Here is a 21,641-nt window from a genome sequence, read left to right on the forward strand (position 1 = left end):
CAGGATGCTGTGCTGCGCCCGCTCGGCATCGGCCCGGGCCTTCACGCGGCGGGTCCCCCGCGCCGCCGGCGGCCCGGGTGGCTCGGCACGGCCTGCCACTGACGGGTCGTACGGATCGGCATGGCCGGCCGCCGACGGGTCGGCCGCCGCGGAACGGCCGATCGGCCCGGGCGGCAGCAGGTAGTCCCATGCCGACACCGGCGACACCCCCGCCGACAGCAGCACGGCCAGCCGTTCGGCGATGCGGGCCACCTCCTCGATCGGCGGCGGCGGCGCGGCGCGTCGGCGGCTCACGCGGGCACCGTCGCGAGGCGCTCGGCGGCGTCGAGGGTGAACCGGCCCACCTGTGCCAGGCGCCGCCGGCCGTCCCGGCGCTCGAGGTGCAGCACCAGCCCGATGGCGCTCACCGTTTGCCGGGCCACCGCCGCCGGACTCATCCCGGCGAGCGCGCCGAGCGCCTCGAGCCGGGCAGGCACGTCGGCCAGGGAATTGGCGTGCAGGGTGCCGGCGCCGCCGTCGTGCCCGGTGTTCAGGGCGGCCAGCAGCTCGCGGATCTCCACGCCCCGGCACTCGCCGAGCACCAACCGGTCCGGGCGCATCCGCAGCGCCTCGCGCAGCAGGCTGTCCAGGCCGATGCGGCCGGCGCCCTCGAGGTTGGCTTGCCGGGATTCCAGGGCCACGACGTGCGGGTGGTTGATGCGCAGCTCGGCGACATCCTCGATGGCCACGACGCGTTCGGCCGCGGGCGCCTCACCCAGCAGCGCGGCGAGCAGGGTGGTCTTGCCACTGCCGGCGGCACCGGTTACGAGCAGGTTCTCCCGGTAGAGCACCGCCGCGCGTAGCCGGCCCAGCTGGGCGGCCGCGTCCTCACCGTGGCCGAACAGGCCGCCGGCCGCGAGGGCGTCGAGGCTGAGCCGCTCGGTTCGCGGCAATCGAATCGACAGCAGCGTGCCGGTGCTGGACACCGGCGGCAGCACGGCGTGCACCCGGATGCCGTCGGCCAGCCGCACGTCGACGCAGGGGCTGGCTTCGTCGATGTGCCGCCCGCCGAGGGCGATCAGCCGTACCGCCAGGTCACGGATGCTCCGCTCGTCACCGTGCCAGTCCGGCGCGGGTACCAGCCCGCGTCCGGCGTCGAGCCAGAGGCCGGCATCCCCGTTCACGAAGAGGTCGGTGACGGCGGGGTCGCGGGCGAACCGGCTGAGCGGACCGAGCGCGGAGAGGTCAGTGCGGGGAGGTTGCGGCGGGATGGGGTCGAGGGCGCGGTCGCGAGGTGGGTCTGTCTCCGCGTCCAGCCACGTGGCTGGATAGGAGGGCTGCGGCCGCTCTCCCCCGGGCGTTGCCCGATTCGGGTCGGTGCTGACGGTGAGGGCGCTGGACCGGTTGAGGAAGGAGGGCACCGCGACGAAGGGCTCTGGCATGCGGGCACGTTAGCGGGCGGGCGGGTGCCGGTGCCGTGGCGCATCCGATGGTGTGCGGCGGTCGGTGAGGACGGGGCTGTGGAGGAGCGGCGGTGCACGGCACACATGCATGTCACGGGGTCTCGACAAGCTCGACCGACGCGAAGGGCGCGGGAAGGGCGCGGGAAGGGCGCGAGACAACTGTTGCCCGGACGAACTTCTGCGCCCGGTGTGCGGGGCGCAGTTGTCCGGCCGGGCAACGGTTCTGCCTGGAGGGGGCCGATACAGCGATATTGCGGTACAGCGGGTCACGCAGTTTGCACGGTTCACGCGGGGGGCGCCAGAGCCGGGCGGGGAAAGCACGGGTGCGTCGTTGAGAGGCGCAGAGCGTGCCGTTAAAAGAGGGGGGCGGCACCTATTGGGGGGAACAGGTGCCGCCTCGGCAGTGCGTTGATTGGGGGGAACCAACACACCACAGGTCAAAACTTTCGTTCAGACATTGATAAGCATACTTGGGAAAATCAGATCCGCAAGTCCTCCGGGTCCCCCTAAATGAGGACACGAAAATATGAGCCCGTGAGAGCACGATTTCAAAAATATCCAGAGCAGAAAACCGGCCGTTCTTCCGGGCAAATTTGTCCTCGGAACGGGCGTATCCGCCGTGTAGGGTTCAGGGACGGGTCCGCCGCGGCGCCCCGCCACCGCCTGAACTCGCAAAGGAGCGAACCATCATGAGCGTGCAAATCGACCATCTTCTCCACGAAACCCGCCGATTCCCGCCGTCTCCGGAGTTTGCCGCGACATCAGTGGCGACCGAGGCTCTTTACACGGATGCCGCAGCAGATCGGCTTGGTTTCTGGGCCGAGCAGGCCCGCGACCTCCTGCACTGGCACAAACCGTTCACCCGCACCCTCGACTGGACCAATCCGCCGTTCGCCAAGTGGTTCGACGACGGCGAGCTCAACGTGGCCTACAACTGCCTCGACCGGCACGTGCTCGCCGGCAACGGCGGCCGGGTGGCGCTGCACTGGGAGGGTGAGCCGGGCGATACCCGTTCGATCACCTATGCAGAGCTCACCGAGGAGGTCAAACGTGCCGCGAACGTGCTTCTCGGCCTCGGCGTGCGCGCCGGCGACCGGGTGGCCATCTACCTGCCGATGATCCCCGAGGCCGTCGTGTCGATGCTCGCCGTGGCCCGCATCGGCGCCGTGCATTCGGTGATCTTCGGCGGCTTCAGCGCCGAGAGCCTGCGATCCCGCATCGACGACGCCGAAGCGGTGGTCGTGATCACCTCCGACGGCGGCTACCGCAAGGGCCGGGCCACCCCGCTCAAGCCCGCGGTCGACGCGGCCCTGGCCAGCGGCGACTCCTCGGTGCGCACCGTGCTCGTGGTGAACCGCACCGGCGGCGACGTGGAGTGGAACGAACGCGACAAGTGGTGGCACGAGGAGCTCGCCGCCGTCTCCGGCGAGCACGAGGCGCAGGCGTTCCCGGCCGAGAATCCGCTGTTCATCCTCTATACCTCCGGCACCACCGGTAAGCCCAAGGGCATCCTGCACACCAGCGGCGGCTACCTCACCCAGGTGGCCTTCACCCACAAGAACGTCTTCGACCTCAAGCCCGAGACCGACGTGTTCTGGTGCACCGCCGACGTGGGCTGGATCACCGGCCACAGTTACGTGGTCTACGGGCCGCTGGCCAACGGCGCCACCCAGGTGCTCTACGAGGGCACCCCCGACACCCCTCACCCCGGCCGGTGGTGGGAAATCATCGAGAAGCACAAGGTGAGCATCCTGTACACGGCGCCCACCGCCATCCGCACGTTCATGAAAATCGGCCGACAGGAGCCGCAGAAGTTCGACCTGACCAGCCTGCGCCTGCTCGGCTCTGTCGGTGAGCCGATCAACCCGGAAGCGTGGATGTGGTACCGCGAGGTGATCGGCAACCACGTCACCCCGGTGGTGGACACCTGGTGGCAGACCGAGACCGGCGCGATCATGATCTCCGCGCTGCCCGGCCTCACCGAGACCAAGCCCGGCGCGGCGCAGGTCGCCATCCCCGGCATCTCCATCGACGTGATCGGTGAAGACGGCGAGCATGTGGGGCACGGCAACGGCGGCCTGCTCGTGGTCACCGAACCGTGGCCGTCGATGCTGCGCGGCATCTGGGGCGACCCGGAGCGTTTCATCGAGACCTACTGGGAGAAGTTCCAGGATGCCCCGAACGGTCCGCTGTACTTCGCCGGCGACGGCGCCCGGCTCGACCGCGACGGCGACATCTGGCTGCTCGGCCGGGTCGATGACGTGATGAACGTCTCCGGGCACCGGCTGTCCACCGCCGAGATCGAGTCGTCGCTGGTGGCGCACCCCATGGTGGCCGAGTCCGCGGTGGTGGGCGCGCACGATGAGACCACCGGGCAGGCCGTGGTGGCGTTCGTGATCATCAAGTTCAGCCAGACGGATGCGGCGTCGCACGCCGACATCAGCGCCGTGCTGCGCGCGCACGTGACGTTGCAGATCGGGGCGATCGCCCGGCCGCGGGAGATCCACATCGTGAACGAGCTGCCCAAGACCCGCTCGGGCAAGATCATGCGGCGGCTGCTGCGCGATGTGGCAGAGGGCCGCGAGATCGGCGATACCACCACCCTCGCCGACACCTCGATCATGCAGATCATCTCGGAGAGCATGCGCTAGCCGCGCTCCTCGCTCGCGAACTGTGAGTTAAGCACCTTCCGAACGCCCGGGAAGGTGCTTTTCTCACAGTTCGCGAGCCTTCGGGCGGGTGCGCTCGGAGTAAACGTTCACGAACGCCCCATACCGTGGGCGAAATGTCTCGAGATAACTCCCGCACCCGGATGGGCGGACTCGACGCCCTGCGCGGGGTCGCCGCCGTGATCGTGCTCGTGCACCACGTGTCGATGACCGCGCCGTCGATTTCGGCCGCGTACACCTCCAGCGCCGACGTGGCCGTGTTCTCCCCCGCCTGGTGGGTCACCCTGTCGCCGCTGAAGATCCTCTTCGCCGGCCCGGAGTTCGTGCTGGTGTTCTTCGTGCTCAGCGGGTTCGTGTTGGTGCTCACCCCGCTGCGGCGCTTGCAGTGGACCCGGCCGGCTGCGGAGGCACCCGGCTACGACTGGTTGGCGTACTACCCGCGCCGCATCGTCCGGCTGGCCATCCCGGTGGTCGTCTCGGTGGGCCTGGCCGCCGCGTGGATCCTGCTCGTGCCGCGCACCGGCGCCGGCGGCGCGTGGATGGCCAAGCAGGGCAGCCCCGACCTCGGCATCGGCAACCTGCTGCGCGAAGCCAGCATCCTGGGCTTCACCGGCCGGCCCGACGTCAACCCGCCGCTCTGGTCGCTGGCCTGGGAGATGTGGTTCTCGCTGCTGCTGCCCATCGGCGTGATCTTCGCCGTGGCCACCCGCCGGTGGACCCTGGCCTGGGTGGCGCTGCTGCTGGCCACGTCCACCGCGGGGTACCTGCTCAAGATCGAGCCGCTGATGTACCTGCCGGCGTTCGGCCTGGGTGCCCTGCTCGCGGCCAACCACGGGTCGCTCCTGGCCTGGTCGACCCGGCTGGTCAGTCGGCGCGGCGGAACCCTGGTTTGGGCGGCGATCGCCGTGCTCGGGCCGGTGCTGCTCATCGCGTACTGGCTGCTGCGGCCGGCGTTGACCGAGCCGTGGAACAGCGTGGCCCTGTCGCTGCGGGTGCCGGGCGCGGTGTTGATCGTGGCGACCGTGGCGCTGTGGCCGCCGGTGCAGCGGATGCTCAGCGGGCGCCTGCTGGCCTGGCTCGGAACCATCAGCTTCAGCCTGTACCTCGTGCACTTCCCCATCGTGGTGACCTTCGCGCAGCTGTTCGGGCCGGAGCACTGGTGGTGGGGCGCGCTGGTCTCGGTGCCGCTGAGCCTGGTGCTTGCCCAGCTGATGTACCGCTGGGTGGAGTTGCCCGCGCAGACGCTGGCGGGTCGGGTCGGCGCCAGGTTCTCGGCCGGGCATCCGCGCCCCGAGGCTGTACGACAACGTCGAGAGCTGTGAGAAAAGCACCGAAAAACGCTCTGGGAAGGTGCTTAAGTCACAGCTCGCGACGGTGAAATCAAGCGAAGGAGACGGTCAGCTCCACCTCGACGGGCGAGTCCAGCGGCAGCACGGCCACGCCCACCGCGGAGCGGGCGTGCACACCGATGCTGCCGAAGATCTCGCCGAGCACATCGGAGGCACCGTTGACCACGCCGGGCTGGCCCGTGAAGTCCGGGGCGGATGCGACGAACCCGGTGACCTTGACCACCTGGGTGATCCGGTCCAGCGAGCCGATCACGCTCTGGATGGCGGCGAGCGCGTTCAGCGCGCACTGCCGGGCGTAGCCCTGGGCGTCCGCGGCCGACACGAGGCCCGCGCCATCCCCAACCTTGCCCGTGGCCGGCATCACCCCGGCCACCATCGGCAGCTGGCCGGAGGTGAACACCAGCGACCCGCTCACCACGGCGGGAACGTACGACGCCACCGGCGGCACCACCGTCGGGAGTTCAATGCCCAGTTCGGCCAGACGGGCCTCGATCTGCGACACGATCAGGCGCCGGTCGAGCCGGCGACGGGGCGCTTGAGGTAGGCGACAAGTCCACCTTCCGGGCCGGTGACGACCTGCACAAGCTCCCAACCTTCCGAGCCCCAGTTGTTGAGGATGGCGGCTGTGTTGTGGATCATCAGCGGGGTGGTGAGGTATTCCCAGGCAGTCATGCGGCTCCGATTCAGGCGATTTTTCAGGTTGTGTCCCTTACGCTCAATTGTATGTCTGCCAAAAAACGTACGGTTAGTGGAGCGCTCGGCGGCCTCCTGGGCTTTATTGGGATGAGCGCCGTCGCCGGTGTCCTCGTCACCGTTGCCGTGACCCCCGCCCTCGCCGTATCGGGCATGACGGCCACCAACACGATCAACGTGTTCGAGAACCTGCCCAACTACCTCACGGTCGATCAGCTCTCCCAGAAGAGCACCATCTACGCCATCGACGGCAACGGCGCCCCGTTCGCCCTGGCGTCGTTCTACGACCAGAACCGCGTCGAAGTGCCGGTCGAGAGCATGAGCCAGGACGTGCAGGATGCCGCGGTCGCCGGCGAGGACCCTCGCTTCGAGCAGCACGGCGGCGTGGACCTGCAGGGCACCATTCGCGGCGCGCTGTCCACCGTCACCGGCGGCGGCACCCAGGGTGGATCGTCCATCACCCAGCAGTACGTCAAGAACGTTCTCGTGCAGAAGTGCGAGGTGCTCAACGACCAGGACAAGCTGGACGCCTGCTACGACGAGGCCACCGAAACCTCTCCCGAGCGCAAGCTCAAGGAGATGCGTCTGGCCATCGGCGTGGAGAAGGAATACAGCAAGCTCGAGATCCTGCAGGGCTACCTCAACATCACCCTGTTCGGCGGCAGCGTGTACGGCGTCGAAGCGGCCGCCGGTTACTACTTCAACACCACCGCGGCGAACCTCAACCTGTCCCAGTCGGCCAGCCTGATCGCCATCGTGAACAACCCGGAGAAGTTCCGTCTGGACCGGCCCGAGAGCGAGGCCAACGGCGCCGCGAACGGTTACGCCGCCAACAAGGAACGCCGCGACTACATCCTGGGCGAGATGCTGCAGTACAAAAAGGTGAGCCAGGAAGAGTACGACGTGGCCATCGCGGCCCCGATCGAGCCCACCATCACCGAGCCGAGCACCGGATGCCAGACCGCCGGCGGCAGCGCCTACTTCTGTGACTACGTCACCCACGTGCTCAAGAGCGACCCGACCTTCGGCGAAGACGAAGACACCCGCATGATGAACTTCCGTCGAGGCGGCTACGACATCTACACGACCCTCGACCTGGACCTGCAGCTGGCCACCGAGACCACCATGGCCGAGAACGTGCCGCAGACCGCCAGCTGGGACGTTGGCTCTGTGGCCACCAGCGTTGAGGTGGGCACCGGTCGGGTGCTCACGATGGCGCAGAACAAGACCTACAGCCAGGACCCCGAGGTGCAGGCCACCGGCGCCCAGTACTCCGGCGTCAACTACAACACCGACTACGACCAGGGCGGCTCGAGCGGATTCCAGCCCGGCTCCACGTACAAGGTCTTCACCCTCGCCGAGTGGCTGAAGGAGGGTCACGCGCTCAACGAACGCGTCGACTCGGCCCGCAAGAGCGACTGGGGCACCTTCCAGGACTACTGCGACGGGCCGCAGACCTTCCCCGGCTACAACCCGAAGAACGACGCGAACGAGCCCGGCACCGGCTACACCGCCCTGCAGTCGACCATCAACTCGATCAACACCGGCTTCATCGGAATGGCCAAGAAGCTTGACCTCTGCAAGATCCGCGACACCGTTGAGTCCTTCGGGGTGCACCGGGCGGATGGCGGCGAGCTCGAGAAGGGTGCCTCCTCGGTGCTCGGCACCAATGAGATCGCCCCGCTGAGCATGGCCGTGGCCTTCGCCGGCATCGCCAACGCCGGCAAGACCTGCTCGGCCGTGGTCATCGACCGCATCGTCGGACCGGACGACGCCGAGATCGCACCGCCCACGTCCACCTGCAAGCAGTCGGTTGAGCCATCCGTGGCCGCCGGCATGGCGTACGCAATGAAGCGGGTACTCACCGAGGGCTCCGCAACCCAGTCCAACGACTCCACCTACCCGAAGGTGCCGATGATCGGCAAGACCGGAACCACCGACGGCGCCAAGGACACCTGGATGACCGGCGCGAGCAGCAAGGTCGCCACCGTTGTGGGCGTCGTCGCCGTCACCGGTGAGGCCAACCAGCGGTCCCGCGATTACGCCTTCGAGAGCGGCTCCGCGGCCACCGCCCGGCACCGCATGTGGCCGGACATCATGAGCGTCGCCAACGCCAAGTACGGCGGAGACGAGTTCTCTGAGGCCTCGACCAACGTCATCCAGGGCGCTCAGGTGCCCGTGCCCGACGTGCGTGGCCAGTCGACGGCGGATGCCCAGGCCGCGCTCGAGGGCGCCGGCTTCGAGTTCGCCGACGGCGGCGTGATCGACTCCGAGCTGCCCGCCGGCAGCGTGGCCCGCACCGACCCCGCCTCCGGCGCGTCGGCCGGCAACGGCGCCACGATCACGGTGTTCTCCAGCAACGGCAACCAGATCCTGCTGCCCGACGTGACCGGCCAGAGCCTCGATCAGGCCAGGGGAACGCTCACCGGCTTCACCGTGACGACCACCGACCAGGCCGTCACCGACCCCAACCAGAACAACAAGGTGATCGCGATGACCCCGACCGCCGGCACCCCGGCCTCCCGGGGCAGCTCGGTCGCCCTCGTGGTGGGCAAGATGGGAGCGGCAGGTTGAGCGCCGCACGCGCCATCGTCGCCTCCGCCGCCGCCGTGACCACGGCGGGGCTGGCGGCGTTCGCCTGGGGTTCCCTCGTGGAACGCCGCCGGTTCACCCTGCGTGAGGTGACGGTTCCGGTGCTCGCGCCCGGGTCCGACCCGATCACGGTGCTGCACCTCTCCGATCTGCACATGGCCCCGTGGCAGCGCGACAAGCAGGACTGGGTGCGCGGTCTTGCCGCCCTGAAGCCCGACCTCGTCGTGAATACCGGCGACAACCTGGGTCACGAAGACGGCATCGCGGGCGTTGAGTACGCCCTCGAACCGTTCAAGGGCATCCCGGGCATCTTCGTGAACGGCTCCAACGACTTCTTCGGCCCGCAGCCGAAGAACCCGCTGAAGTACTTCGGCGGCCCGTCGATGCTGCGCAGCCGGCACGTCGAGCTCGACACCGACGACCTGCACCGGGTGTTCGCCGACCTCGGCTGGACCGACCTGAACAACGCCGCGGAAGCGCTGGACATCAACGGCACCCACCTGGAGATCTTCGGGGTCGATGACCCGCACATCCGCCGGGACCGGCTCGACCTGATCACCGGCGCTATCGACGAGATGCGCGGCAACGACCCGCTCACCGAGGAGACCTGGCCGGACCCCGAAGAACCGGCCGGCCGGCGCTCGACGCTGACCGTGGGTGTGGTGCACGCCCCGTACCAGCGGGTACTCAACTCCTTTATCAACCACGGCGCCCAGCTGATGCTGGCCGGGCACACCCACGGTGGTCAGGTGTGCGTGCCGAAGTTCGGCGCTTTGGTAACCAATTGTGATATTCCCCGCCGTCAGGTGAAGGGGCTCAGCCTGTGGAGTGTGGGGCTGCGCACCGCGTACCTCAATGTTTCCGCGGGTTTGGGCACCTCGATCTACGCGCCGGTGCGCTTCGCCTGCCCGCCGGAGGCGACCCTGCTCACCCTCACCGCCGCGTAGCCACGACCCCCTTCTGGGGTGGCTTAGCTCGTCCGGGTCCCCCGGCGATCCCCTAGGCTCGCTCTTATGGGGGAAACCAAAAGAACTTTTTCCGGCGTCATCGGGGGACTCGTCGGATTCGTGGCGATGAGCGCGGTCGCCGGCCTGCTGATTGCTGTCGGGATCACCCCGGCGCTTGCAATCTCGAGTCTGGCCGCAAGCAGCACGATCAACGCCTTCGAAAACCTGCCGAATTACCTCAAGATCGACGAGCTGTCGCAGGTGAGCACCATCTATGCGGTGCCGAACAGCGGAGTCCCCTACGAGCTCGCCTCGTTCTACGACCAGAACCGGGTGGAAGTTCCTCTGGCGGCCATGAACCTGTTCGTGCAGGACGCCGTCGTCGCCGGTGAGGACCCCCGGTTTCGCGAACACGGCGGAATCGACCTGCAGGGCACCATGCGGGCGGCGCTGGCCAAGTTCACCGGCGGGCCCACCTCGGGCGGCTCATCGGTGACCCAGCAGTACGTCAAGAACGTGCTGGTGCAAAAGTGCGAGGTCATGCCCGACCCGGACGAGCTTCAGGCCTGCTTCGAGGAGGCCACCGACCCCACTGAGGAACGCAAACTCAAGGAGATGCGGCTGGCCATCGGGGTGGAGAAGGCGTACAGCAAGGACGAGATCCTGCAGGGCTACCTGAACATCACCGGCTTCGGGGGCACCGTGTACGGCATCCAGGCCGCGGCCGAGTACTACTTCTCGGCCACCGCCGCCACCCTCACCCTGCCGCAGGCCGCGAGCCTCATCGCGATCGTGAACAACCCTGAGAAGTTCCGCCTGGACGAGCCCGAGAGCGAGACCAACGGCGCCGCGAACGGGTACGCCGCCAACAAGGACCGCCGCGACTACATCCTGCGCGAGATGCTCAAGCACAAGAAGATCAACCAAGCCGACTACGACGCCGCCGTCGCCAGCCCGATCGAACCGGCCATCACCGAGCCCAGCACCGGCTGCCAGACCGCCGGCGGCGCCGCATACTTCTGCGACTACGTCACCTACCAGCTCAAGACCGATCCCACCTTCGGCGCAGACGAAGACACCCGCATGACGAACTTCCGTCGCGGCGGCTACCAGATCTACACCACCCTCGACATCGAGCTGCAGTTGGCGTCCGAGGCGGCCATCGCCGAGAACGTGCCGATGACGTTCGAGGACTGGGACGTGGGAGCGGTGGCGACCAGCGTGGAGGTTGGCACCGGCCGGGTGCTCACGATGGCGCAGAACAAGATCTACACCCAGTTGGAGGTTGCTCCTGGCCCGGAGTACACCGGCATCAACTACAACACCGACTTCAACCAGGGCGGCTCCCTGGGCTTCCAGCCCGGCTCCACCTACAAGGTCTTCACCCTGGCCGAATGGCTCAAGGAGGGCCATCCGCTCGGCGAACGGGTCGACTCGGCACGCAAGTCCAACTGGGGCACCTTTCAGGACTACTGCGACGGCCCGCAGAACTTCGGGGCCTACAACCCGCGCAACGACTCCAACGAGGCCGGCCGCAACTACTCGGCCCTGGAATCGACCATCGACTCGATCAACACCGGCTTCATGGGTATGGCCAAGCGCCTGGACCTGTGCAAAATCCGTGACACCGCCGAGTCCTTCGGCGTACACCGGGCCAACGGTGACCCGCTGGAGAAGGGCGCCTCCTCAGTGTTGGGCACCAACGAGATCGCGCCGCTGAGCATGGCCGTGGCCTTCGCCGGCATCGCCAACAAGGGCACCACCTGCACCCCCATCGTGATCGACCGGATCATCGGCGCCGACGGCGTCGAGATCCCAGCGCCGGTGTCGACCTGCACCGCGTCGGTGGAGCCCGAGGTGGCCGCCGGCATGGCGTACGCCATGGAACGGGTGATGACCCAGGGTTCCGCCGGAGTCTCCTATCGCAACACCTCCCCTCGCTCCCCGATGATCGGCAAGACCGGAACCACCGACGGCAGCAAGGACACCTGGATGAGCGGGGCGAGCACCAAGGTCGCCACCGTGGTGGGCGTGGTGAGCGTCACCGGCTTCGACACCAACCAGCGCAACGTGTACTTCGACAGCGGCCAGGCGGCTACCGCCCGGCACCGCATCTGGCCGGAGATCATGAGCGTGGCCAATGCCAAGTACGGCGGCGACGAGTTCGAGCAGGCCGCCAACAACCTCATCCGCGGGGTGCAGGTCACCGTGCCTGACGTGCGCGGCCAGAGCGTGGATGCGGCGCGCGAGACCATTGAGGCCGCCGGCTTCGGCTTCCTCGACGGCGGCGTGACCGACTCGGAGTTGCCGGCCGGTACCGTCTCACGCAGCGACCCAGCTGGCGGCGCCAGCACCAGCACCGGAGCCACCGTCACGGTGTACTCCAGCAATGGCTCCCAGATTCTGCTGCCGAACGTGGTCGGGCAGTCTCTCGACCAGGCAAAGGGCACGCTGAGCGGTTTCGGGGTGGTGGCCAGCGAACAGCCGGTGACCGACGCGAGCCAGAACGGCAAGGTGCTCTCGATGGCGCCTGCCGCCGGCACCCCCACCGCCCCCGGCGGCACCGTGACCGTCGTCGTCGGCAAGTCCGCCGCCGCCCCGCCCGGCTAACAACCCCACCGCACCACACGTTGATCGAGCCCCACCGCTGATCGAGCTTGTCGAGATCCGGGTCTCGACCAGCTCGACCGACGAGGTGGCTGAGCCGGACGGTCCGATGGGGTTATACTTGTCGAGGTCCACAGGACCATCGGGGTATGGCGCAGCTTGGTAGCGCGCGTCGTTCGGGACGACGAGGTCGCAGGTTCAAATCCTGTTACCCCGACAGTAATAAACCCCCACTCAAGCGAGTGGGGGTTTTTCTGTTCTCACCAGTTGCCGGCGTTGGAAAGGCCACGACATGACCGACTCCCCCGCATCCGCCCCAGACACCAAGGTGTCCCGCCGCGCCTGGCAGGCCCTCATCGTGCTGATGGCGGGCATGTTCATGGCCCTGCTCGACACCACGATCGTGAACGTGGCGCTGCCCAGCATCCGCACCAGCCTCAACGCCTCCGAGGCGACCTTGTCCTGGATCATCTCCGGCTACGCCCTGGCGTTCGGTCTGGCCCTCATCCCCGCCGGCCGCATCGGCGACCGGATCGGCCACAAGTGGGTATTCTTCACCGGTCTGGCGCTCTTCACCGTCGCCAGCCTGGCCTGCGGGCTCGCCCAGAACGACCTGCAGCTCATCATCGCCCGCGTCGTGCAGGGTCTGGCCGGCGGTATGTTCGTGCCCGCGGTCACGGCCGTCATCCAGCTGATGTTCCCGGCGGCGTCCCGCGGCAAGGCGTTCGCCATCATGGGGTCGGTCATCGGCGTCTCTACCGCGCTCGGCCCCATCGTGGGTGGCCTGATCATCGAGGCGTTCGGCGTGGAAGAGGGCTGGCGCCTGGTGTTCTGGGTGAACCTGCCGATCGGCATCGTCGCGCTGATCGCCGCCGCCATCCTGCTGCCCGCCGGCACCGGCACCGCCTCCGCGCCCGGCGCTCCTGCCGCGGCCCGCGTCGACGGGGTGGGCCTGCTGCTGCTCTCCGGCGGCCTGGTGGCCCTGCTGGTGCCGCTGATCGAGGGCCAGGACCGCGGCTGGCCGCTCTGGACCTACCTGGTGCTCGCCGCCGGGGTGCTGCTCATCGTGGCGTTCGGCGCCTGGGAGGTGGCCCTCACCAAACGCGGCAGCAGCCCGCTCGTGCCGCCGCACCTCTTCTCGCACCCGGCGTTCACCGGCGGCGTCATCCTGGCCCTGGTCTACTTCGCGGCGTTCACGAGCATCTTCTTCACCATCTCGATCCTCTGGCAGGCGGGCCTCGGCCACACCGCGCTGGAATCCGGCCTGGTCTCGATCCCGTTCGCGATCGGCTCGATCCTGGGCGCGTCGCAGAGCAACCGGCTCACCGAGCGCCTGGGGCGCACCGTGCTCGTCGGTGGTGTGGCCCTGGTCACGGTGGGTCTGATCTGGGTGTGGCTGGTGCTGCTGCTCACCGCCCCCGCCGATCTCACCAACTGGACCCTGCTGCCGCCGCTGTTCATCGCTGGCCTGGGCAGCGGTTGCTTCATCGCGCCGAACGTGGCGTTCATCGTCGCCACCGTCGACCCCACCGAGGCCGGCGCGGCCAGTGGTGTGATCGGTGTGATGCAGCGGGTCGGCAGCGCTGCGGGCATCGCCGTGGTGGGCAGTGTGTTCTTCGGCACCCTGGTGGTGGCCGGCCCAGGCGCGGATGCCGTCGCCGCCGGCTTCACCCACAGCGCCACCCTGGCCATGGCCGTCAGTGCCGGACTGAGCGTGGTGGCGCTGCTGCTGGTGTTTCTGCTGCCCAAGCGTGTCGACGTGGTCGACGGCCTCTGAGCCGCTCCGGCGCGTTCCCCGCCCTCCCAGCTTCGCCTCGCTAGGCTGGCAAACTCGGTCCATTACAGGTGATGAATCCCGCGATGAACCCCGCTGGAGGCCGTGCCCATCCGATTAGGGAGGTTACGTGAACGCTCTAGCCCACCACCGCCACGCCGCCCTCCGCCGGATCGCCGGCTGGCTCGCGGCCGCCTACCTGATGGCGCTCGCGCTCATCGCACTCTGGCCCACCCCCGTGGATCGTGCCGCGGCCGGAACCATCACGCGCATTCTGGTGTTTCTGCACGCTCACGGCGTGCCGCAGCGGTTGGACTACCCGCTGATCGAATTCACCGCGAACATCGCCCTGTTCGTGCCTGTGGGGCTACTGGGGGTGCTCCTGATGGGCCGGCGCCGCTGGCTGCTGGCCTTTCTGGTCGGTTTCATTGCGAGCTGCGCCATCGAGTTCGGCCAGTTGGTCCTTCTGCCGGCCCGGGTCGCAACCCCCGTCGACGTCATAGCCAATACCGCCGGCACCGCCCTGGGCGCGCTGCTGGCCTTGGCCCTGCTCGCCATCATCACCGCCCGCTCCCCGGCTCCCCAGGCGCAGCAGCCGTAACGCTCAGCCGGCCGCTTGCAGCTGCGGCACGACATCGACGAGAGTGTCGGTTTGGAACCCCCGCTGTACGAGCGCCAGCTTCTCCTGGTCGATAACTACGATCGACTGCCCGTCGGGTGACGTGCCGGTGCCGGAGCTCGGAAGCGTGAAGAACGTGACGTTGTTCATGCGCACCTCACGCAGCTCCACTCCCAGACCCGCCAGATAGGCAGAGTCAAGCCCTTCATCGACCGAAAGGTACGGCGCCACGGCTCCAACGACTCCGCTAAGCGTGGCCGGGTTGGTGAGCGTCTCAGCGGTCAGAATCTTACCCAGCACTGCCTTGATGAAGGCCTGTTGGTTGCGCACGCGTTGATAGTCGCCATCGGTGAACGCATACCGTTCACGAACGAACGCCAGCGCTTCGACACCGCCGAGGTTGTGGACTCCTGCCGCGAAGGTGTGCCCGGGGAGGTGGCTCGAATCAAAGGCCACCGGGTTGTCGATGTCGACTCCGCCCAGCGCATCGGTGACGCCCTTGAAACCTTCGAAGTCGATGATAGCCACGTGGTCCACGCGCACGCCCAGAAGGCTCTCCACAGTTTGTAGTGCGAGGGGCACGCCCCCGAGTGACAGCGCGGCGTTTATCTTGGCCTTACCCTCACCAGGGATCTCGAGCCAGCTGTCGCGCATGATCGACATAACGCTGATGTTGGCGCGGTCCGCCGGCACATGCACCACCATCATGGTGTCCGACCGCTGCCCGGTGAGATCGTCGATGGAGCCGTCGTTCTCCCCCCTGGTGTCGGACCCGAGGAGCAGAATATTCTGGGCCTGGGCCGCCACACCCTCCAGCACAGGCGGGCGGCTGGCATCGTCAGAGGGGAATATGTCCGGAAGCTTCGTGGTCTGGCTGTCAAAGGAGCTACTTAGGCTCCAGGCGAAAAACCCGGCGGCCCCCGCGACCAGGAGCCCGACACTCCCGACAGCGATAAGCGCGATCCACCAGCCACGCAATCGACGACGAGTCTTGGATCGGATCTTAGTGGTTTCGTCAGTCATGATTGTGCCTCAGCTCCGGACCTGTGCCTCTAGGAGTCGGTGTGCAGTGTCGGAATGAGCTGATCGAGGAACCTCGCGGTGTCTTCCCAGTTTTCCACGGCGATGCAGTCGACACCGAGTGCCTTCACCGGGTAGTCGTTGCCGTTCTCGTCAAGCCGGTCGCCCACGAAGAGCATGTCCCCCAGCGGGATCCCGGTGAGTTCGGCCAGTCGCTTCATGCCGTACGCCTTGTCAATGCCCCTCCGGGTGATGTCCACCGACGTGGATCCGCCGCTGCGCACCTCGAGGTCGGGCAGCAGTGCCTGCACGGCCTCGCGCAGCGCCGTCTTCTTCGCACCGTCCGGATCCCACTGGGTTTTCGCCGCCACGGGCGCCGCCTGGCCGAGGGCCGAGAAGGTGATCTGCGAGCCTCGGTCTTCCAAGATCGCCCCCCAGGTTTCGCTCTCCCAGTAGCCCAGGTCGCGGGCGGTCGACTCCACGGCCGCCAGTGCATTCTGCTTCTGGTCGTCGCTGAGGTTCTCGGCGTAAACCTGCTCCCACTCCCCCGCCGCGTGGCGGTAATACTGGGTGCCGCAGGTGGGCATCAGGTGCAGGCGACCAAGTGCGGCATCATCGACCCCGGCGAGGTTGTCTATGACCTGCATGGTGAACTGGGCGAACTGTCCACCCGAAATCACGCAAACTTCGACCGCGCCCAACAGCTGCACGAGAAGCGCGGCCATGCGGGGATCAATGGGCGACTTGGAAGGTGCCAGGGTGTCATCGAGGTCGAAAGCGACCAAACGAGGGTGGTTCAATGCCATTGTTAGGGACGGCCCATTCCGTAGTAGGTCCAGCCGGCGGCGCGCCATGCTGCTGAGTTGAGGGTGTTACGGCCATCGATGATGGTGCGCGTGTTCACCAGGCCGGCAGCCCATTCCGGGTCAATCGACTTGAAATCGGGCCACTCGGTGACAAGAACCACCGCGTCGGCGCCGCGCAACGCTCCCTCGATATCGGGCGAGTACGAGAGCTGGGGGTGGCGCGAACGGGAGTTCTCGATGGCCTGCGGATCGGTGGCCACAACGTCGGCGCCGAGACCGCGCAACTGAACGGCCACGTCGAGAGCCGGCGAATCTCGCACGTCGTCGGAGTGTGGCTTGAAGCTGAGGCCGAGCACGGCCACCTTGGCGGTGTGCACGGGACGGTCGAGCGCCGAAACGGTGAGGTCCACGACCCGCTGTCTACGGCGCAGGTTGATGGCGTCGACCTCTTTTAGGAACGCGACGGACTCACCGCGTCCGAGTTCCTCGGCCCGCGCAGTGAAGGCGCGAATGTCCTTCGGTAAGCACCCACCACCGAAGCCCACTCCGGCGTTCAGAAAGCGACGCCCGATGCGTGCATCGAAGCCGATAGCGTCGGCCAGCTGGGTGACATCAGCGCCGGACACCTCGGCAATCTCCGCCATAGCGTTGATGAAACTTATCTTGGTGGCCAGGAACGCGTTTGCCGCCACCTTCACGAGCTCAGCGGTGGCGTAGTCAGTGACGACGAGTGGCGTTTGAGTAGCCATCGCTGAGGCGTAGACCGAGTTGAGCTGGGCGACGGCACGCTCACCGGCCGGGCCCGCAGGAACTCCGTAGACCAGGCGATCGGGGGCGATGGTGTCCTGCACGGCGAAGCCCTCGCGTAGAAACTCGGGATTCCATGCCAGAGTAGCGCCGCGGCCCGACGCGTCGATGACCGCGGCGAGGCGGGCAGCGGTTCCGACCGGCACTGTGCTCTTTCCCACAACAAGGTCATCTGCGTTCAGATGGGGCAAGAGCGTCTCGACGGCCGCGTCCACATACCGCAGATCGGCGGCATGACTGCCCTTCTTCTGAGGGGTACCCACCGCGATGAAGTGAACCTCGGCGCCCTCAGCATCGGCGATGTCGGTGCTGAAACGCAGCCGCCCCGTCGCCAAAGCTGAGGTGAGCACCTCGGGCAGACCCGGCTCGAAGAACGGGGTGCGCCCGGCACTGAGGGCCGCGATCTTCGCCTCATCAATGTCGATACCGACAACCTCATGGCCAAGCTCGGCCATTGCCGAAGCGTGCACGGCACCGAGGTAGCCACAACCGATTACAGATATCTTCATACGTCATTACCCATGGTCCAGAGTCTATCGGCCATGCCACGAGGGTCCCGTGCGGCGGTGTGCTACCCGCAGCCGGGGGCATCCACAGCGACTGTGGTGGGGTTCAGCATCGGGGTAGTTCGAAGTTCTGGCGGAGCGTAGGTGGCCTCCGGACCGGAGAAAGTGACCGCAACCTCACTGGTTTGCCCGGGGGCCAGCATGACAGTGAACTTCGCAACAGGCCTGCCCAGGTCGTCGGTAGTGGTGTCCAGGGAGGCTCCCGCGGCGGCGCCGGAGGAAACGTAAGTCGTTCCGGGAGGTCCGTAGACGTAGACCTCGGTGCGGAACAGATCTGCGCCCCAGTAGCCGCTAGCCACATAGGCTGGCAGGGTTTCCCCCACCTCAGGAGTCAGGGTGGAGTGGAGATTCACTGTCGTCGTGAAGGTCGGAGTCGCCGCAGTGCACACGTCGGTGCTGAGCGTCGCACCGGTCTTCAGATAGAAGTCCATCTTCGACGTCGACGTGTCGCGGAAGAAAACGCCTGCCGTTGTGGAGAGCTCGTTTGTCGTGGGCAGGATCCCCGCCAACGTGGTGCCTTCGATAACCTTCTGTTCTTCGGGGTGCGCGCTCCACGCCATGATGCGGTGCTCGTTCACGCCCTGAGTGATCGCGCTCAGCATCTCCTGTGGCTCGGCTGGGGAATTCGTCACGGCCCCGAACATCGTCTTCGCCGCCTCTGCGAAAAATGCGTCGGTTTGGTCTGCTCCGTCTTTGCCCTGGTATCGAAAGTAGATCTCGTTCAGTAGGAGTGCTACGGCGTTATCTTTCGAGAGAACATCACCGGTGCTCATAGTCACCGGACCGGTAGCGCCGAGCATATAGGCGAGGGCGGCGGGATCAATTGAGATGACGCCGTCGACGGTGCCGCCCACGTCGCGCTGCCAGAAGGCCCGGGTGATTTGGGCGGCGGTGGGGAAATCCGGTCTGCTGGTTGCGAGGTTCAGCCGCGTGTAGATCAGCGGCGAATACAGCGCCGCGAGTTTGGGATCTCCTGCCAGAGCCGGGAGGGAGTCGTCGACAAGAAAGGTCTGACTCGATGCCTGCCTGGCAATGCTAATTTTCCCGGCGTCGACAGTGACCTCGGTCAGTGCGGCGGCAGTGCCGCCAAGCGCCGTCGTCTCGGCGAGGTTCTGGAAGATCAGAATGTAGTTCCGCGGACCGGAGGCGCCGAGCATGTCGGGAACCACGGAGCTCATCGAACTCACGTCTCCCACTGTGGTTGCTGCGCTGTCGAGCATAGCGGTGAGCGTTGTTCCGGCGCCATGGACCTGGCCGATGGTTCCGTCGAGTTCGATCTTGCCTACGGATGCCGCCGCAGAGTCCAGTGCGGTGCTCGCCCTGATGAGAGCCGCGTTCAAGTCCACGAGCGGTGCGAGGTCGATTCTTCCGTCGACAGGCTTGAGCGAGGCCGCACTCAACCCAGACGCGACTTCAGCGATAGGCGCGACGGCGTCCTTCGCCACGACATCGACCGCTTCGGCCATTTGCCGCACCGCTGTGAGATTCACCCCGACGATGGGGATGATCTCCGCGGCCCGCCAAACCGGGTCCTGCGTCTGATCGACAGCCTTGCTCGTGGCCGCCGAGAGCTTCGCGGAAGTAGTGCCGACTCCGACAAAGTCCATGGCGGCGGCCTGGGTCTTCAACGTGCCGACGAAGGTCTGCGCCTTCTCCAGTTCCGACTTCGCCGTCAGTGCTCGTGAGGCCACCCATCCTCCGGCGGCACCGACCACGATGACCAAGCCGACGAGTACCGCGATCGTGATCAGCCAGTGGCGTGCGCGGTGCTTCATATGCCGGGGTCGAGAGCGGGCATCAACTTTGCGATCGGCAGCTGAATCAGTCACTTACGAACGCTAACGCATGAACGGCGCTCGCGTTGTTGCCTCCCTGTTCGGGGGGCATAGGGTTGCAACGCCCGCAAACCCGCACGGCGTAAGCTGCACTGTGACCAAAATTCGCCCCGAGCAGATGGGGCACAAAGCACTGCTTCGACGTGGGCGAAGTCACAGGGGACTCCAATACGCGTTTCTTGGTTTCGCCGCCGCCGCCGCCGCGATCGTCGGCTTCGCTGCGATCACCATGACGCTGTAGGGACGCAACGCATGATGAACAGATCCATAGTCTTGGCAACTGCCATCGTCGCGGCCACAATTGCGCTGCCGCTAGCATCCGAAACGATCGCACCCCCCGTCAGCGCCTGGGCCGAGGAGTCGCCGCCCATATCCGAAACCGAAGAACCCGTCGTGCCGCCGTCTGAGGAGCCAGCTCCCGACCCGACCGAGGAGCCAAGCACCTCCGTGCCCCCGATTCTAGAAGAACCTGTCAACACGCCCGTCGACAATGAGCCACCAGCTGCTCCAGCCCAACCGCCATCAGAAGAACCGGCCATGACAACTGATCCGGCCCAGGAATTCAGTGGAGGCTCCTCACGCTACGTTAGCGGCAGGGAAACGCAGCAAGAAGGGGTGGCGCCGGCAGCGATTCCTTCGCCCGCACCCGAAGGGCCGGCTTCACCTGTAACGCCGACTCCAAACACCGCCACACCAACACCCTCATCGACCCCCAAAGTCGGTCTCGACCTCGAGAAGGTGGAGTACGCGAACCCGTCCGAAGGCTCCGGGTCAGCCCCCCTCGCAGTCGTCGCGCTGATCGGAAGCCTGACCCTCATCCTGATGCTGGGACTTGGGAAGCTTTACTACCGCACCCGCGTTGCCCACCGCACTCGCCCGAGAGCATTTCCGCGGCGCTAGATATCTCTCGTTGTCTCCGCAACGCTCGACCGGCTCCGACAGACAGCGGTCATTGTGACCCGTGATGGGGCCTGCTCCCGACTAGGCAACCATCGCTTCACCGGACGCCTGGGCGGTGTGCCAACCGGCACGAACCACCGCCATTTTGCCCCCCCCCCTGTTTACCTTCGCCGAGTAGACTAAGGAATGCGATGGGCACCGCAGACCGCTCGTCGCTTCCTCAACCGGCCCCGCATCNGCCCCCGGAGCGGCGCACCGGCGCCCTGCGTCTGGCCACACGGGTCGAGCCGCTTCCGGTTGGCGAGTTGCCCGCGTAGCGCGCAGGAACATAAAATGCCGCACCCAGTCTCGACACCCAAGATGCGCGGGGTCCGATCACCCTCTCGCTGCCGTAGAACGGAATTTCCCGGTCCAGGGGATATATGGGATTCGCTGGGACAACTCCATGGCATAACCCTTTCTTCGCGCCCCCGATAACCGAGTTCTCCAACCGCCGCTTCTGGCCCACCCGAGACCGCGCAAGCCACGTCATCGCGGGGTGGATCAAACGCCGCGACAACCGCGCCGCCGCACTCCTCGACCGGGCATGTCACACCCGTGGCCTCCGAGAGGCAATACTCGTCACGGGTCACGGTAATCCCGCTCTCCGCTTCACCCGCGCCCACCCGCCCTGGACACGGGCACGGGACCGCGGCAACCAAGTACGTGCGCCCAAACCGGCCCACAATCGCGCCGAGCAAGTCAATTGTGCGGCCGGCCTAGTCGACGAATAGAGACAGATCAGGCTCGCACTGAAGGGCGCTGAAAAGAATATTCACCCGCAGGTGTTCGCCGAAGAGGCACCGCGCTGCACGTATCCATACTTCTTTGCTCGCCCGCCCTCGCGGACATTCCTCAGCTAGCCCTGCTGCAACGCGAACCGGCGGGTGGATCCATCGACCTCGGCACCGCGGCGAAGCCCGGCGTTTCATACTCATCGGAAACCGGTTTGCGTCCGTTGGGGAACAAAGCCTGA

The 21,641-nt window shown here is 66.8% G+C and carries 16 protein-coding genes and 1 tRNA gene; 9 read left to right on the plus strand and 8 right to left on the minus strand.

The annotated features are described in order from the left end of the window. Window positions 1-294 (minus strand): hypothetical protein (locus E3O57_RS17540; protein WP_198416860.1); only part of this gene is annotated, 294 nt, incomplete at its 3' end. Continuing rightward, entirely contained in the window at window positions 291-1,421 is a 1,131-nt protein-coding gene (locus E3O57_RS17545) for a TadA family conjugal transfer-associated ATPase (RefSeq protein WP_103478813.1), read from the minus strand. The genes E3O57_RS17540 and E3O57_RS17545, both read right to left, overlap by 4 nt. Window positions 1,422-2,131: 710 nt before the next feature. On the opposite strand from E3O57_RS17545, the gene acs reads away from it, so the two are divergent. Next, window positions 2,132-4,093 (plus strand): acetate--CoA ligase, encoded by a 1,962-nt coding sequence (gene acs, locus E3O57_RS17550; RefSeq protein WP_103478812.1) that lies wholly within the window; start codon window positions 2,132-2,134, stop codon window positions 4,091-4,093. Window positions 4,094-4,227: 134 nt separating this feature from the next. After that, window positions 4,228-5,433, plus strand: a complete 1,206-nt coding sequence (locus E3O57_RS17555) for an acyltransferase (RefSeq protein ID WP_103462076.1) — start codon at window positions 4,228-4,230, stop codon at window positions 5,431-5,433. A 58-nt stretch (window positions 5,434-5,491) separates the two neighbouring features. Here the strand turns inward: E3O57_RS17555 and E3O57_RS17560 are convergent, their stop codons facing one another. Then, window positions 5,492-5,962 (minus strand): RidA family protein, encoded by a 471-nt coding sequence (locus tag E3O57_RS17560; protein ID WP_103431543.1) that lies wholly within the window; start codon window positions 5,960-5,962, stop codon window positions 5,492-5,494. 2 nt (window positions 5,963-5,964) lie between these two features. After that, complete coding sequence (locus tag E3O57_RS18825; RefSeq protein ID WP_165787876.1) at window positions 5,965-6,132, minus strand: hypothetical protein; 168 nt, start codon at window positions 6,130-6,132, stop codon at window positions 5,965-5,967. 51 nt (window positions 6,133-6,183) lie between these two features. Here E3O57_RS18825 and E3O57_RS17565 point away from each other — a divergent pair, with 51 nt between their 5' ends. From E3O57_RS17565 to E3O57_RS17590, 6 genes are all read left to right on the plus strand, one after another. Beyond that, entirely contained in the window at window positions 6,184-8,727 is a 2,544-nt protein-coding gene (locus E3O57_RS17565; RefSeq protein ID WP_103462075.1) for a transglycosylase domain-containing protein, read from the plus strand. Beyond that, the gene (locus tag E3O57_RS17570) at window positions 8,724-9,692 is read left to right on the plus strand and encodes a metallophosphoesterase (protein WP_103462074.1); all 969 of its coding nucleotides are present in this window, start codon (window positions 8,724-8,726) and stop codon (window positions 9,690-9,692) included. Before E3O57_RS17565 ends, E3O57_RS17570 begins: the two co-directional genes overlap by 4 nt. 66 nt (window positions 9,693-9,758) lie before the next feature. After that, complete coding sequence (locus E3O57_RS17575) at window positions 9,759-12,302, plus strand: transglycosylase domain-containing protein (protein ID WP_103462073.1); 2,544 nt, start codon at window positions 9,759-9,761, stop codon at window positions 12,300-12,302. A 140-nt stretch (window positions 12,303-12,442) separates the two neighbouring features. Then, window positions 12,443-12,516: transfer RNA gene (locus E3O57_RS17580), tRNA-Pro, on the plus strand. A gap of 75 nt (window positions 12,517-12,591) precedes the next feature. Next, on the plus strand, window positions 12,592-14,076 hold the full coding sequence (locus E3O57_RS17585; protein WP_103462072.1) for an MFS transporter: 1,485 nt from the start codon (window positions 12,592-12,594) through the stop codon (window positions 14,074-14,076). Between the two features lie 127 nt (window positions 14,077-14,203). After that, window positions 14,204-14,674 carry a VanZ family protein gene (locus tag E3O57_RS17590; protein WP_103462071.1) on the plus strand — a complete coding sequence of 157 codons (471 nt, stop codon included), beginning with the start codon at window positions 14,204-14,206 and terminating at the stop codon, window positions 14,672-14,674. 3 nt (window positions 14,675-14,677) lie between these two features. Here the strand turns inward: E3O57_RS17590 and E3O57_RS17595 are convergent, their stop codons facing one another. The 4 genes from E3O57_RS17595 to E3O57_RS17610 all read right to left on the minus strand — a co-directional run bounded on the left by E3O57_RS17595 (window position 14,678) and on the right by E3O57_RS17610 (window position 19,720). Next, the gene (locus E3O57_RS17595) at window positions 14,678-15,715 is read right to left on the minus strand and encodes an LCP family protein (protein WP_103478811.1); all 1,038 of its coding nucleotides are present in this window, start codon (window positions 15,713-15,715) and stop codon (window positions 14,678-14,680) included. Between the two features lie 29 nt (window positions 15,716-15,744). Continuing rightward, window positions 15,745-16,512, minus strand: coding sequence for an HAD-IIB family hydrolase (locus E3O57_RS17600; RefSeq protein WP_103462082.1), 768 nt, complete (start codon window positions 16,510-16,512; stop codon window positions 15,745-15,747). An 8-nt stretch (window positions 16,513-16,520) separates the two neighbouring features. Further along, window positions 16,521-17,834 carry a UDP-glucose/GDP-mannose dehydrogenase family protein gene (locus E3O57_RS17605; RefSeq protein ID WP_103478810.1) on the minus strand — a complete coding sequence of 438 codons (1,314 nt, stop codon included), beginning with the start codon at window positions 17,832-17,834 and terminating at the stop codon, window positions 16,521-16,523. Between the two features lie 62 nt (window positions 17,835-17,896). Beyond that, window positions 17,897-19,720, minus strand: a complete 1,824-nt coding sequence (locus E3O57_RS17610) for a DUF4012 domain-containing protein (protein ID WP_133159721.1) — start codon at window positions 19,718-19,720, stop codon at window positions 17,897-17,899. 100 nt (window positions 19,721-19,820) lie between these two features. Between E3O57_RS17610 and E3O57_RS18830 the strand changes: the two genes are divergently transcribed. Further along, window positions 19,821-19,967 (plus strand): hypothetical protein, encoded by a 147-nt coding sequence (locus E3O57_RS18830; RefSeq protein WP_165787875.1) that lies wholly within the window; start codon window positions 19,821-19,823, stop codon window positions 19,965-19,967. The last annotated feature ends 1,674 nt before the right edge of the window (window positions 19,968-21,641 follow it).

This window comes from Cryobacterium sp. TMN-39-2 (assembly GCF_004402745.1).
GTDB lineage: Bacteria > Actinomycetota > Actinomycetes > Actinomycetales > Microbacteriaceae > Cryobacterium > Cryobacterium zongtaii.